The 12454-nt window shown below is 56.4% G+C and carries 16 protein-coding genes; 8 read left to right on the forward strand and 8 right to left on the reverse strand.

Annotated elements, in window-relative coordinates:
• Positions 1-240: 240 nt before the first annotated feature.
• Complete coding sequence (locus K529_RS21270) at positions 241-1443, reverse strand: pyridoxal phosphate-dependent aminotransferase (RefSeq protein ID WP_005640078.1); 1203 nt, start codon at positions 1441-1443, stop codon at positions 241-243.
• A gap of 84 nt (positions 1444-1527) precedes the next feature.
• On the opposite strand from K529_RS21270, the gene K529_RS21275 reads away from it, so the two are divergent.
• The 3 genes from K529_RS21275 (at position 1528) to K529_RS21285 (ending at position 2781) form a co-directional block, all read left to right on the forward strand.
• Positions 1528-1929 (forward strand): helix-turn-helix domain-containing protein, encoded by a 402-nt coding sequence (locus K529_RS21275; RefSeq protein ID WP_005640082.1) that lies wholly within the window; start codon positions 1528-1530, stop codon positions 1927-1929.
• Positions 1926-2204 carry a succinate dehydrogenase assembly factor 2 gene (locus tag K529_RS21280; RefSeq protein ID WP_005640084.1) on the forward strand — a complete coding sequence of 93 codons (279 nt, stop codon included), beginning with the start codon at positions 1926-1928 and terminating at the stop codon, positions 2202-2204. Before K529_RS21275 ends, K529_RS21280 begins: the two co-directional genes overlap by 4 nt.
• A 79-nt stretch (positions 2205-2283) precedes the next feature.
• On the forward strand, positions 2284-2781 hold the full coding sequence (locus K529_RS21285; protein ID WP_009178464.1) for a MarR family winged helix-turn-helix transcriptional regulator: 498 nt from the start codon (positions 2284-2286) through the stop codon (positions 2779-2781).
• Between the two features lie 547 nt (positions 2782-3328).
• On the opposite strand, the gene K529_RS21290 is transcribed toward K529_RS21285, so the two are convergent.
• On the reverse strand, positions 3329-3757 hold the full coding sequence (locus K529_RS21290) for a VOC family protein (protein WP_005640090.1): 429 nt from the start codon (positions 3755-3757) through the stop codon (positions 3329-3331).
• Between the two features lie 149 nt (positions 3758-3906).
• Between K529_RS21290 and K529_RS21295 the strand changes: the two genes are divergently transcribed.
• Complete coding sequence (locus K529_RS21295) at positions 3907-4740, forward strand: thymidylate synthase (RefSeq protein WP_005640095.1); 834 nt, start codon at positions 3907-3909, stop codon at positions 4738-4740.
• Positions 4741-4767: 27 nt separating this feature from the next.
• Complete coding sequence (locus K529_RS21300) at positions 4768-5250, forward strand: dihydrofolate reductase (protein WP_005640098.1); 483 nt, start codon at positions 4768-4770, stop codon at positions 5248-5250.
• Between the two features lie 108 nt (positions 5251-5358).
• Here K529_RS21300 and K529_RS21305 read toward each other — a convergent pair whose 3' ends face one another.
• A complete protein-coding gene (locus tag K529_RS21305; protein WP_009178415.1) occupies positions 5359-5565 on the reverse strand; it encodes a cold-shock protein in 207 nt (68 codons plus the stop codon).
• A gap of 222 nt (positions 5566-5787) precedes the next feature.
• Between K529_RS21305 and K529_RS21310 the strand changes: the two genes are divergently transcribed.
• Positions 5788-6105, forward strand: coding sequence for an ArsC/Spx/MgsR family protein (locus K529_RS21310; RefSeq protein WP_005635681.1), 318 nt, complete (start codon positions 5788-5790; stop codon positions 6103-6105).
• Between the two features lie 77 nt (positions 6106-6182).
• Here the strand turns inward: K529_RS21310 and K529_RS21315 are convergent, their stop codons facing one another.
• The 5 genes from K529_RS21315 to thrS all read right to left on the reverse strand — a co-directional run bounded on the left by K529_RS21315 (position 6183) and on the right by thrS (position 10943).
• The gene (locus K529_RS21315; RefSeq protein WP_005635682.1) at positions 6183-6746 is read right to left on the reverse strand and encodes a DoxX family protein; all 564 of its coding nucleotides are present in this window, start codon (positions 6744-6746) and stop codon (positions 6183-6185) included.
• An 8-nt stretch (positions 6747-6754) separates the two neighbouring features.
• Entirely contained in the window at positions 6755-7501 is a 747-nt protein-coding gene (locus tag K529_RS21320) for an HvfC/BufC N-terminal domain-containing protein (protein ID WP_005635684.1), read from the reverse strand.
• Positions 7501-8361, reverse strand: coding sequence for an MNIO family bufferin maturase (gene bufB / locus K529_RS21325; protein WP_005635686.1), 861 nt, complete (start codon positions 8359-8361; stop codon positions 7501-7503). Before bufB ends, K529_RS21320 begins: the two co-directional genes overlap by 1 nt.
• A gap of 110 nt (positions 8362-8471) precedes the next feature.
• Positions 8472-8777 (reverse strand): BufA1 family periplasmic bufferin-type metallophore, encoded by a 306-nt coding sequence (locus tag K529_RS21330; protein WP_005635688.1) that lies wholly within the window; start codon positions 8775-8777, stop codon positions 8472-8474.
• A 219-nt stretch (positions 8778-8996) separates the two neighbouring features.
• Complete coding sequence (thrS, locus tag K529_RS21335; protein ID WP_046002718.1) at positions 8997-10943, reverse strand: threonine--tRNA ligase; 1947 nt, start codon at positions 10941-10943, stop codon at positions 8997-8999.
• A gap of 244 nt (positions 10944-11187) precedes the next feature.
• Between thrS and K529_RS21340 the strand changes: the two genes are divergently transcribed.
• Complete coding sequence (locus K529_RS21340) at positions 11188-11940, forward strand: alpha/beta hydrolase (protein ID WP_005613664.1); 753 nt, start codon at positions 11188-11190, stop codon at positions 11938-11940.
• A gap of 68 nt (positions 11941-12008) precedes the next feature.
• Positions 12009-12434 (forward strand): VOC family protein, encoded by a 426-nt coding sequence (locus K529_RS21345; protein ID WP_005613665.1) that lies wholly within the window; start codon positions 12009-12011, stop codon positions 12432-12434.
• Positions 12435-12454: the final 20 nt, after the last annotated feature.

Raw genomic sequence — 12454 nt, forward strand, 5'->3', positions numbered from 1 at the left:
AAATCGAAAAGAGGAATGGTTTTTGAGCGCCACTTGTTCGGGAGAGCTCCCGCCCATGCATGTCCCTTACCCAAGGGTAAGCGACATTGGCCCGGTTGGGCCGGGCGGCGGCCGCGCCGCAGGCGCGGCCGCCGCCCCACCGCGGTGCGCGAAGCGCAGCGCAAAACCTCATATGGTTCAAAATTTGAGGAATAGCCCGCGCAACCGAGCGCTGCCACGCAGCACTCGGTCCACGCAAAATCAGCTCAGCGCAGCACAGAACCGTTGAATGCGGCTACAGGCTTCTTTGAGCGCCTCGTCAGAGGTTGCGTAGCTCACGCGGAAATTTGGTGACAGGCCAAAGGCTGCGCCAAAGACCACCGCGACATCAGCTTCTTCCAGGAGGGCGCTTGCAAAATCCTCGTCGGTATTGATGACCACGCCTTTTGGGGTTGTCTTGCCGATAAGGCCAGCAATGGAAGGGTAGACGTAAAACGCTCCCTCCGGCACTGGGCAGGTGAGCCCCTCGATCTCAGACAACATCGACACCACAAGATTGCGGCGGCGTACAAATATCTTGTTGTTGCTTTCAAGGAAATCCTGCGGACCCGTCAATGCTTCCAGCGCTGCATATTGGCTGACGGAACAGGGATTTGACGTAGATTGCGATTGCACTTTACGCATGGCGGCAATCAGCGCCTCTGGTCCTGCGGCATAGCCAATCCGCCAGCCCGTCATTGCGTAGGCCTTAGAGACACCGTTGCATGTGAGCGTCCGGTCATAAAGGCCGGGTTCCACCTGCGCCGGGGTGCAGAACTCAAAGTCGTCATACGCAAGATGCTCATACATATCGTCGGTCATCACCCAGACATGCGGATGGCGCATCAGCACATCCGTCAGCGCCTTCAGTTCGGTACGAGAATAGCCGGCACCGGTTGGGTTGGACGGAGAATTAAAGATGAACCACTTGGTCTTATCAGTGATTGCAGCGTCGAGCTGATCTGGCGTCAGCTTGAAATTGGTCTCAAGGCTGGCCTCAACTGCCACGGGCGTGCCCCCGGCGAGAAGAACCATATCGGGATAGCTCACCCAATAAGGCGCGGGGATGATGACCTCATCCCCCGGATTTAGCGTCGCCATCAATGCATTATAGAGCGTCTGCTTACCACCCGAGTTCACGGTGACCTGCTCGGGGCGATACTCGAGACCATTGTCACGCTTGAACTTCTCGCAGATGGCTTGCTTTAGTTCCGGGATACCGTCGACGGCTGTGTACTTGGTTTTCCCCTCAGCGATGGCCCGCACCGCTGCGTCTTTGATCGATTGCGGCGTGTCAAAATCGGGTTCACCTGCGCCGAGGCCGATCACATCACGCCCCGCCGCCTTCAATTCGCGTGCTTTGTTGGTGACGGCAATGGTCGGAGAAGGCTTCACGCGGGAAAGTGTCGCAGAGAGAATGGACATGTCGGACCTCGGTTTGAATGTCATCTTCAAAACTCTTAGGGTGGCGCCAAACGGCAATCAAGTCGTCCACTTAGGAGAGACCGCATGACCGACATTATGAATGACTGGTATGGCCCCGATGCTGCGACTTTTGGCGATCGCGTTGCTGCCGCACGCGAAAGTGCAGGGATGACCCAAGGGCAGCTGGCCCGCCGCATGGGTGTGAAGAAAACCACACTGATCGGTTGGGAGCAGGATCTGTCTGAACCACGCGCCAATAAGCTCTCGATGCTGTCTGGCCTGTTGAATGTGTCGATGAGCTGGCTTTTGACTGGTGAGGGCGATGATCTTTCGGCACCAAGCGAGGATACGCTTGGGGAAGATATGGCAGCAATTGCACGAGAATTGCGTAGCTTGCGCGAAGACTTGCGCCAACAGGCCGAACGTGCCGGGCGTCTTGAAAAGACGTTGCGCCGTCTCGTCGCCACGCAGGAGTCCGCAGAATGATCGAGGCGCAGGCTGATCTGGAAGAGAGCCGTGAAATTCGCATCAAACGCTTGACGATGCGCTCCATGAGACGCGGCATCAAAGAGATGGATATCTTGCTGTCTGGTTTTGCCGCTGCGAATCTGGCTGAAATGACCGACGCGCAACTGGGTGAATACGATCACCTTTTGCGGGAAAACGATCAGGATCTTTACCAATGGGTAACGGGTCAGGCACCGGCACCGGAACGGTTTAACGCTCTGATCGATGAAATCTCTAGAACATACCAAAAATAAAAGAGAAATCCGGTTTAACGCATTTTCAGGAAATTCCAGTCACATTTGTCATGAAGCAATTTCGATTCGGAGATGCTGAATGAGTATGGAACGACCAATCAGCCAGCTGGACCGCAAAGGGTTCATGACTGGTTATCTTGATGCACTTGCACTGGTGGAGCGTCTGCACCGCTTGTTGTTGGATGTAATCAAGGACGAGTTTGAACGCGTGGGTGTCCTTGACATCAACGCGGTGCAGGCTCTGTTGCTGTTTAACATCGGCGACAATGAAGTGACTGCGGGGGAACTCAAAACCCGTGGCTACTATCAGGGTAGCAACGTCAGCTACAACCTGAAGAAACTGGTGGAGATGGGCTATATGCACCATCAACGCTGCGAAATCGACCGTCGGTCGGTTCGCGTTCGCCTGACCCCCCGTGGTCGTGAAATTCGCGACATCGTTGCGTCGCTGTTTTCACGTCATGCTGAGGGTCTGGAAAACAAAGGCGTAATCAGCGCCGAAGGGATCGAGGATATCACTGGTTCCCTCAAGCGTATGGAGCGGTACTGGTCTGACCAGATTCGCTACATCTATTAAAAACCGTTTTTCGGGCCGCAAGGTTCGTGGAACATGTAAGACAGTTTTACGTCTGCTCCTTTTGCCAATTTCGGCTCTGCCGAAAACAGCCAATTGGATTAAATCAGAAGGTAAATCTGTCAACCCGGTCAAACCAAACGCCGTGATACGGTTCAAATGGTAAGATGGGGGCGGTTGCAGAAGCAACCGAGGTACTGCCGAAGCCGGAGAATTCGGCAATCTGTCAGTTAAGAATGTAATACGTTGCTACCCATTGTTTCGGGTATGCTGCGACGGTGACCCCATGGGACACCCGACCAGTGCAGGAATGGTGCTGCAATACTGTTACTGAAGTTGCGCTCTCTCTTCTCGCGAGCGTGATTTGAACTGGGCGGTCCGTGATATTTGTCGCGGACAAGTCAGGTCTTTCAGCGAAAGCTGTCAATCAGCCCGGACTGGCATGAGCCAGATCCGGGCTGTTTTTACATCGGTTTAGAAAAGAACTCAGCGATCTCGTGCTGCACCTCGAAAGTGCGATCAGCCGAATATCTCAATAGGCGGCACACGCTTACCAGTGACCGGTGTTTTCCATACTTGCCCATGGCTCGGCAGCGGCAAGCGCCTCTCCTGCCTGCAGCAACTCGATAGAGATATTGTCAGGGGAGCGGACAAAAGCCATACGCCCATCGCGCGGCGGGCGGTTGATGGTGACGCCATTGTCCATCAGGTGCTGGCACATCTCATAGATATTATCGACCTCATAGGCGAGATGGCCAAAGTGACGGCTGTCCGAGGGCAGTTCATCATCGCCATCCCAGTTCCACGTCAATTCAATAGGAGCCTCTTCCTGGCCTGGAGGTGCCATGAAGATCAGCGAAAAACGTCCGCCTTCACTGTCGTGGCGGCGAATTTCCTTCAAACCCAGAAGTTCATAAAAAGCCATGGATTTTTCGAGATCTTTCACTCGGACCATGGTGTGCAGATACTTGAGCGGCATGGGACGTCCTTCTTTCCAGCAGTCAAAATAATACGGTGTCGTGGGTCAACCTAAGTTCTGAGGCTGGAATGTCGAGGGTGGCAGGGTAAACTGCTTGGAACTGTCCAGTTGGCGCGGTATCACCGGAGGGCAAACAGGAGGCCCGCGCCATGCAGCAATATCACGACGCCTTGCAGCATATCCTTGACCACGGGGTCGAGACGACGGACCGCACCGGTACGGGCACTCTGTCGTGTTTCGGCATGCAACAGCGGTATGATCTTGCCGATGGCTTCCCGCTGGTCACCACGAAAAAGCTGCACCTGCGCTCCATCATTCACGAGCTTCTGTGGTTTTTGTCCGGTGATACCAACATCAAATACCTGAAAGACAATGGTGTTTCGATCTGGGACGAGTGGGCGGATGAAAATGGCGACCTTGGGCCGGTCTATGGTTACCAGTGGCGCAAGTTTCCGCGACTTGAACTGGCAGAGGGCACTTTGGGGGATGAGCCGCTGTATCGTGCGGGCACGGTGGATCAGATCAGCGATCTGGTGGAAATGATCCGCAATAGCCCCGACAGCCGCCGCCTGATTGTGACTGCATGGAACCCTGCCGACGTTCCCGATATGGCGCTGCCGCCCTGTCATAGTCTCTGGCAGGTACGCGTATTGGGCGGAAAAATGCATCTGCAGCTTTATCAACGCTCCGCGGACATGTTCCTTGGTGTTCCGTTCAACATCGCGTCTTATGCGCTGCTTTTGCAGATGCTTGCGCATGTAACCGGCTATGAGGTTGGGACATTTGTGCACACCATGGGGGATGCGCATATTTACTCAAACCACATGGAACAAGTGAAGCTGCAACTGTCGCGCCGCCCGAAACAGCTGCCACAAATTCGCATCGCGCGGAATGTGACGTCGCTTTTTGATTTCAAATACGAGGATTTTGAGGTCATCGGCTATGATCCTGATCCCACCATCAAAGCGCCCGTCGCGGTTTGAACGCTCCAGATACATACAGGTACTTTCATGATCACACTTATCGTCGCTCGGGCTCGAAACGCGGCCATCGGCAAGGACAACGATATTCCGTGGCACGCGCCCGAAGATTTAAAAGCCTTTCAGCGCGAAACGCTGGGCGGGGCTATCATTATGGGGCGCAACACCTGGGACAGTTTACCCGTAAAGCCCCTGAAAAACCGGCTGAATATTGTTGTGTCCTCAAACCCGGATGCGGCTGAAACCGTAGTGAAAACGATCGAGGACGCCGTTGCCTTGGCGCGGCGCGAGGGCTATGCGCGTATCTATGGGATCGGTGGGGCAGGGATCTATAAAGGCATGCTGGAAATCGCGGACCGGTTGATGATAACCGAAGTCGCGCTTGATATTCCTGATGCAGATGCCTTCTTTCCGTCATTTGACGAAAGCCAGTGGCGTATCGGTGCGCGTCTGCCATTGAGAACGGAAACGCCAACCTGCGTCCTGACGGAATACCTGCGCAAGCCGAACTGACCCACGGCATGAAATCTGCGCGCCGGATTTGAGATTGTGGAATAGAAAAACTGCGCCCAAGCCACAGAAGCGTGGGTCGGACGCAGAGATCTTTATGGGGGAGGGGCCTTAAAGCGGGCGAATATCGCCGGCCATTTGTCGGCCATCTCGGCCTTCGCTCAGCTCATATCCCACTTTTTGGTTGTCAGCCAGGCCGGTCAGGCCAGAGCGTTCGACGGCGGAAATATGGACAAACACGTCCTTGCCGCCCTCATCGGGTTCAATAAAACCATAGCCCTTGGTGGTGTTGAACCATTTCACGGTGCCAGTTGGCATGTCCCGTGTCTCCTTCTCACTTGCACTTCACTTTGAGCATGCTCAAAGTACCTTTCAATCTCCCGTCCCGAGGCGAACAAACGACGCCCAAGTCCAGGTGATCCAAGCCCTTGGTTAACGCAGGCCCGTTTTAGTGTGGCACGGGGTTTTGAAAAATCAAAGGAAATCGGTGGGACTCTACCGTAAATTGTGTGAAACTTTCATGCGCAAGGGAAAGCTGAAGTGAAGCTCTATGGTCTGAAAACATGCGACACATGTCGCAAGGCACTGAAATCATTGCCTGCGGCTGATTTTGTGGATGTCCGCAAAGATGGAGTCCCGGCAGATGTGATGGAGCAAGCTTATGCTCAATTTCCAGACACATTGCTTAACACCCGCTCGACCACGTGGCGTGGCTTGAGCGAGGAAGAACGTGCAAGACCCCCACTGGAACTGGTGGCAGAGCATCCGAGTCTGATGAAACGCCCGCTGATTGAGGCTGAAGGGCGGTTTTTTCTCGGTTGGAACGCTGATGTAAAATCAGCGCTCGGCGTGGCCTGAGAAACCCTATTCTAGATAGAAAAACGGCGCGTCTGGTCGGTTCAGACGCGCCGTTTCTAAGGAGAAGGGATGCTACTTCAGGCCTGGGTTGCGGCGCGGCGGTGACGCAAGAGGGCATCAACCGATAGCGCGCCTGCACCTTTTACGACCAGAAACACCAGCACAAAGACCCACAACAGCCGTTGATCCATTATGACGCTGTCAGAAAAGCGATCAAACCATGCACCCAGTGTTTTGGTGTCCGTCGCGCCGTGCCCGTAAACATCGGTGAGAGACTGCACCACCACAAAACCGATCATGCCAAGAGCGGCGAGGCGCGTAGCAAGCCCGATCACGATCAGCAGCGGCAGCAAGAATTCGGCGTAAGTGCCAGCCATCACCACCAACCACTGAAAGATACCGAACTGCGACACGTCGTAGCCAGCGGCTTCGAGTTGTTTCGGGAAAATCTGGCTGTAGGCTCCGATTGAAGGGGAGAACAGTCCGAAGATCCCGTCTCCCAGCTTGGTCAGGCCGGAGTTCCAGTAATAAAGCAGCAAAACAGCTGCAAAGGTGAAACGGGCAAACAGCGGCATCAGCCAATTGCCCGCGCGCTCAATCAGGTTGAACGCGGCGTTATGCAGTGAAATCAACGCGGTCATGGGAAGTCCTATTGCGAGAGGTCGGTGAGGGCCAAGCCCTCGATCAGGAGCGCCAAGGGGGCGCTGAGGTCGAAATCAGGAAATTCATTTGTAGCGGCTTCGGTTGCATCTCCGAGTGTCTCGCCTGCCTGAAGCGCGGCAATCCAGACCGCACTGCCCTTGGGAAGCAGTTGCGGAATGGGGTCAAATTCGGGTCGAGTGATCAATAGGTCTTCGGCGCCAGCCTGCGGTTTAGGTGCGTTTGGCTCGGTGTTATAGCGCCAAATGGAGAAAATCGGCCAATCTGAGCGCATCAGGCCCATCGCGGGTGCAAAGTGCAGACGGCAACGCATCAAATCTTGGGGAGCCATCGCACCAAGGCGCGCGGGGTCCAACGGTGTGGCATCACCCGCATGGTAGCTGCGGCGCAGGGCAAGTTCCAATCGCGCCACATCGCCCAGATAACCCAGGTGGGAGAGCTGTTCGAGGTTTTCCAAAAGCTCGGGAAAGCCCGCGCCGTAATGCATCATCAACGGTGAGGACGGCGGATGGGCGCGCAGGTACATTGCGGCCAGACCGTCCATGTTCTGTTGTCCCAGAAGCTTCGCGATGACAGGAAACCCCTGATGCAAAGCCTCGGTAAGGGAGACGGCGACATTGTTGCGATAGACGCTAAAACGACGCCCCGCGGGCCGCGCGACGCCATCCATCAGCCCCTCGGGGACGGGTTCGCGCGCATCCAGAATGGCGCGGGTGAATTGCTCTTCGCGTGACATCAGGCCGGCACTCTGACTGCGTGCAGAGCATTCGCGGCGCGGGCCGCCTCGGCTTCCAGCACTGGCCAATCAGGCACATCGGTGTCCCATTCCACCAGTGTTGGTTTGGGCCCCGAGCGCACCAGCGTATGGGCCAGCAGCGACCAGACAGGATCTACCACTTCTGCGCCGTGGCTGTCGATCAGCAGCGGGCGGCCATGGTCATCTTCGTCTTCGTCATGCCCGCCCAAGTGAATTTCACCGATCAGATCAAGTGGATAGGCGTCAATATATTCCTGTGGCCGATACCCAAGATTGGTGGCCGAGACAAAGACGTTGTTCACATCCAAGAGCAACCCGCAGCCGGTGCGCTTTGCAATCTCATTCAGGAATGCTGGTTCTGCCCAGGTACTCTCAGCAAATGCGAGGTAGCTTGAAGGGTTCTCCAGCAGCATCTGCCGTCCCAACAGGTCTTGTACCTGATTGATGTGATCACAGACGCGAGTGAGCGTGGCATCCGTGTAAGGCAACGGCAGCAGGTCGTTGTAGAAATGAGTATCATGGGTCGACCATGCCAGATGCTCGGAAAAGCTCGCTGGTTTCAGCCAGCCGACAAGGTGTTTCAGCCGGGCGAGGTGATCTGGGTCAAGGGGACCTTCGCCACCGATCGACAGACCCACACCATGCACCGAAATTGGAAAGCGCTCAGACAGGTGACGCAATTGCGCCAAGGGACGACCGCCGTCGCCCATGTAGTTTTCCGCATGAATTTCGAGCCATTCGACCGTGCCCGCATCTTCCATGATTGCCTGAAAATGCTGAGGTTTATAACCGACACCTGCGGCGTTCGGCAGGCGAGAATGCTCTGAACGTGCGGGCATGGCGCACCTCTTTTCGATGAAGCGAAGGGAGAGAGACAGTCGTGTCAATCAACACGGAGCAGGTCGCGAGGGCGCGATTGTGCGCCCCCACGGAAATGTATCGCAGTGGATTATGCGGGCAGGTCGCGCTCCAGCGGCTCCAGAGAGCCGTTACGCGCCGTGCCGTCTGCCATTGCAGGCAGGTCCATATCGGCGCAGGTGCCTGCGTCAACGAGGGTCCATGCGTTGCCTTGATAATCAACGGTCGAAGTACCTGCGCAGGTCGTGCCGGGACCGGCGGCGCAGTCATTGTCGCCTGCAAGAGAGACGCCGTAGCATTTTTCTTTGGCCTGTGCGGATGCATGCGGAGCAGTAACTGCGGTCAGTGCTGCGGCAACAGCGCCGGCAACAGCAAGGGTTTTCTTAGTGGTCGACATACGCGTGTCCTCCTGAAGTGATATGCGTCGTCTTTAGTGACAAGTACACACTAACCGGGGATTGATGGGTAAACAAACTCACGAGCACGTGGCTCACGCCTGCGTCAGTCGATGTTAGAGAACGGCCACAGTTGAACCGTATATTTCCTCGGTTTTCGCGTGGTTGTAACAAAACGGCCCCCGATTGGGGGCCGTTCATTGCAGGAATCTCGAGAATTGTTACAGAAGATCCGGCGGCGTCGCGGCCTTCGCGAGCTCTTCTGTAACATTTGTGAGGCTTTCGACCTTGGTTTGCTTTTCGCCAAGGCGGCGCACCGAAACCGTGCGCTCTTCGACCTCGCGGTGGCCGACGGCGAGAATGACCGGCACCTTTCCCACGGAGTGTTCGCGGACCTTGTAGTTGATCTTCTCGTTGCGGATGTCGGCCTCGGCCCGCACACCGGCGTCGCGAAGGGTTGCGACGACCTCGTTCACATAGTCATCGGCCTCCGACGTGATCGAGGCGACAACCACCTGACGTGGTGCGAGCCAGAACGGCAGCTTGCCCGCGTGTTCTTCGATCAAGATGCCGATGAACCGCTCGAAAGAGCCCAATGTGGCGCGGTGAAGCATCAACGGGCGGTGCTTGTCGCCGTCCTGACCGATGTAAGTTGCATCCAGACGCTCGGGCAGGTTGGGGTCGATTTGCAGGGTGCCACATTGCCAGTCGCGGCCAATGGCATCGGTCAAAACAAACTCGAGTTTCGGGCCGTAGAAAGCGCCTTCACCCTCTTGCAGCTCATACTCGTATCCTGCCGCTTGGATGCCTGCGGCAAGCGCGGCTTCGGCTTGATCCCAGCTTTCTTCTGTGCCCACCCGTTTTTCGGGGCGGGTAGAGAGCTTTACGCGCCATTTTTCAAAACCGAGATCCTGATAGACCTTGGCGAGGAAGGAGACAAATTCCTTCGTTTCCGCCTCAACCTGCTCTTCAGTGCAGAAGATATGGCCATCGTCTTGGGTAAAGCCGCGCACCCGCATGATTCCATGCATCGCACCCGAGGGTTCATACCGGTTACAGGAGCCAAATTCCGCCATGCGCAGCGGCAAGTCACGATAGGATTTGAGACCCTGATTGAACACCTGAATATGGCAGGGGCAGTTCATCGGCTTTAGCGCGTTCACCGCTTTCTCGCGGGCGTGGTCCTCGTCGACCTCCACGATGAACATGTTTTCCTGGTAGTTGTCCCAGTGACCCGAGGCTTCCCAGAGTTTGCGGTTCACGACCTGCGGGGTGTTGACCTCGACATAGCCGCCCTTGTCCTGCATGCGGCGCATGTAGTCCTGCAAGGTGGTGTAGATGCGCCAGCCGTTGGGGTGCCAGAACACCATGCCAGGCGCTTCTTCCTGCATGTGGAAGAGGTTCATCTCGCGGCCCAGCTTGCGGTGGTCGCGCTTGGCAGCCTCTTCCAGCATGGTCAGATGCGCCTTGAGCTTTTCCTTGCCGGTGAAGGCGACGCCATAGATGCGCTGCAGCATGGCGCGATCGCTGTCGCCGCGCCAATAGGCACCTGCAATGGACATCAGTTTGAACGCGTCACCGGGCACCTGGCCGGTGTGCTGCAGGTGCGGGCCGCGGCAGAGATCCTGCCAATCGCCGTGCCAATACATGCGCAAGGGCTCGTCGCCGGGAATGGCGTCGATCAGTTCGACCTTATAGGGCTCGTTGTTGTCGGTGTAATACTGCACCGCACGTGCGCGGTCCCAAACCTCGGTGGTCACCGGCTCGCGCTTGTTGATGATCTCTTTCATCTTCTTTTCGATGGTGCCGAGATCTTCGGGCGTGAACGGTTCGGCGCGGTCGAAATCGTAGTACCAGCCATTTTCAATGACCGGACCGATGGTGACCTTGGTGTCTGGCCATATCTCTTGCACCGCGCGCGCCATGATATGGGCGAGGTCGTGGCGGATCAGCTCATTGGCCTGCGCCTCGTCCTTGATGGTGTGGATGGCGATGGCGGCATCCTTGGTCACGGGCCATTGCAGGTCCCAGTGCTGACCGTCCACGGTGGCGGAGATCGCTTTTTTGGCAAGCGAGGTGGAGATGTCGGCAGCGACCTCGGCAGGGGTAATCCCTGCGTCGTAGGAACGTGCGTTGCCATCGGGGAATGTGAGGGAAATCTGGGCCATAGGCTGGCTCTCCTCGTCGGTTTGGCGCCCACTGAACGCCCGGTTGCGGGTTATATGTGTGTTTGCTGTTTGGCCGAGGGGGCGGATAAGGTCAAGGTGTCGGTTGGAAAATTGCTGACAGTGTGGGCGAGGGGCGCTGCCCCTCGCGCTCCCCGGGATATTTCGCGTTAGAAGAGGTGGAGAATTGGCGAATCTCGCTCCGCCGTGGCATGTGGGGACGACCAAGGCTTTAGGGAGAATGCAAATGGCGCCGCAGTATCTGGACACCGCTGAAGGACGACGTATTGCCTATCACAAGACCGAAGGGCAGGGGCCCTGCGTGGTGTTCTTAGGCGGATTGAAATCCGACATGGAGGGCACCAAGGCGTTGTTTCTGGAGGAGTGGGCCAAGGCGCGCGGCCAGGCGTTCCTGCGGTTCGACTACTCCGGGCATGGCGAGAGCTCAGGTCAGTTTGAGGAGGGCTGCATCGGCGATTGGCACGCAGACACGCTGGCGGCGGTGGATGCATTGACCGAAGGTGAGATCGTGCCGGTTGGCTCCTCTATGGGCGGTTGGCAGGCACTCTTGCTGGCCAAAGCGCGGGCAGCGCGGATCAAGGGGATGGTGACCATCGCGGCGGCACCCGATTTCACTGAGGATGGCTATTGGGCCAATTTCACCGACGCGCAGAAGGCGGAGCTGGAGCGCCATGGTCGGGTGGAATTGCCAAGCGACTATATGGAACCTTATGTGGTGACCAAGCGGATGGTGGAAAACGGACGCCAGAATCTGGTGTTGCGCGGCGATTTGAATTTACCGTTTCCTGTGCGCTGTCTGCAAGGGACAGCAGACACAGCGGTTTCTACCGACACAGCATTGCGACTGCTGGATCATGCGACCTGCGAAGATATGCAACTGACGTTGGTAAAGGATGCCGGTCATCGGTTTTCCGATGAGGCCTGCTTGGCGCTTATTGAAAAAGCGGTTGAGGAGGTTTGCTGCGGGAATGCGAATTAAATGTTCGCTTTTTGTTCATGCATGAGGTAGCAAGAAAGCGCGTTAATTGTATGTGAGAGGATTGAACAATGGAGCAACGAATTAGCCTGATCACGCTTGGGGTGCGTGATATGGAGGCCTCAGCGCAGTTTTATGAAAGCCTGGGCTGGAAGCGTGTTGAGAGCGAAGAAGGCATCATTGCGTTCGATCTGATTTCTCAAACGATCGGGCTTTATCCGCTGGAGAAACTGGCTGAGGATATGAACCTGCCTGTTGAGGACCTCGGAACTGGGGCCATGACCCTGAGCCATAATGTGCGCAAAGCCGAAGACGTCACAGCACTCATGGAGCGCGCGCGCGCGGCGGGAGCCTCGGTGCTGCGTGAGGCAGGGGCTGTGTTTTGGGGTGGCACCATCGGATATTTCCGCGCGCCGGATGGGCATATCTGGGAAGTAGCGCATAACCCCTATTCACCACTTGCCGAGAACGGTGCGTTTCGGTGGGCTGGGTATTGAGGAAGACACACATCCTTAAC

The sequence above is a fragment of the Tritonibacter mobilis F1926 genome, from assembly GCF_000376545.2.
Lineage (GTDB): Bacteria > Pseudomonadota > Alphaproteobacteria > Rhodobacterales > Rhodobacteraceae > Epibacterium > Epibacterium mobile.

Bases quoted from the DNA above. Each gene is read 5' to 3' on its own strand.
- K529_RS21345 (WP_005613665.1), top strand. From the start codon at position 12,009: ATGGAGCAACGAATTAGCCTGATCACGCTTGGGGTGCGTGATATGGAG.
- K529_RS21330 (WP_005635688.1), bottom strand. From the start codon at position 8,777: ATGTCGACCACTAAGAAAACCCTTGCTGTTGCCGGCGCTGTTGCCGCA.
- thrS (WP_046002718.1), bottom strand. From the start codon at position 10,943: ATGGCCCAGATTTCCCTCACATTCCCCGATGGCAACGCACGTTCCTAC.
- K529_RS21285 (WP_009178464.1), top strand. From the start codon at position 2,284: ATGAGTATGGAACGACCAATCAGCCAGCTGGACCGCAAAGGGTTCATG.
- K529_RS21295 (WP_005640095.1), top strand. From the start codon at position 3,907: ATGCAGCAATATCACGACGCCTTGCAGCATATCCTTGACCACGGGGTC.
- K529_RS21340 (WP_005613664.1), top strand. From the start codon at position 11,188: ATGGCGCCGCAGTATCTGGACACCGCTGAAGGACGACGTATTGCCTAT.
- K529_RS21300 (WP_005640098.1), top strand. From the start codon at position 4,768: ATGATCACACTTATCGTCGCTCGGGCTCGAAACGCGGCCATCGGCAAG.
- K529_RS21305 (WP_009178415.1), bottom strand. From the start codon at position 5,565: ATGCCAACTGGCACCGTGAAATGGTTCAACACCACCAAGGGCTATGGT.
- K529_RS21320 (WP_005635684.1), bottom strand. From the start codon at position 7,501: ATGTCACGCGAAGAGCAATTCACCCGCGCCATTCTGGATGCGCGCGAA.
- K529_RS21275 (WP_005640082.1), top strand. From the start codon at position 1,528: ATGACCGACATTATGAATGACTGGTATGGCCCCGATGCTGCGACTTTT.
- bufB (WP_005635686.1), bottom strand. From the start codon at position 8,361: ATGCCCGCACGTTCAGAGCATTCTCGCCTGCCGAACGCCGCAGGTGTC.
- K529_RS21270 (WP_005640078.1), bottom strand. From the start codon at position 1,443: ATGTCCATTCTCTCTGCGACACTTTCCCGCGTGAAGCCTTCTCCGACC.
- K529_RS21290 (WP_005640090.1), bottom strand. From the start codon at position 3,757: ATGCCGCTCAAGTATCTGCACACCATGGTCCGAGTGAAAGATCTCGAA.
- K529_RS21315 (WP_005635682.1), bottom strand. From the start codon at position 6,746: ATGACCGCGTTGATTTCACTGCATAACGCCGCGTTCAACCTGATTGAG.
- K529_RS21280 (WP_005640084.1), top strand. From the start codon at position 1,926: ATGATCGAGGCGCAGGCTGATCTGGAAGAGAGCCGTGAAATTCGCATC.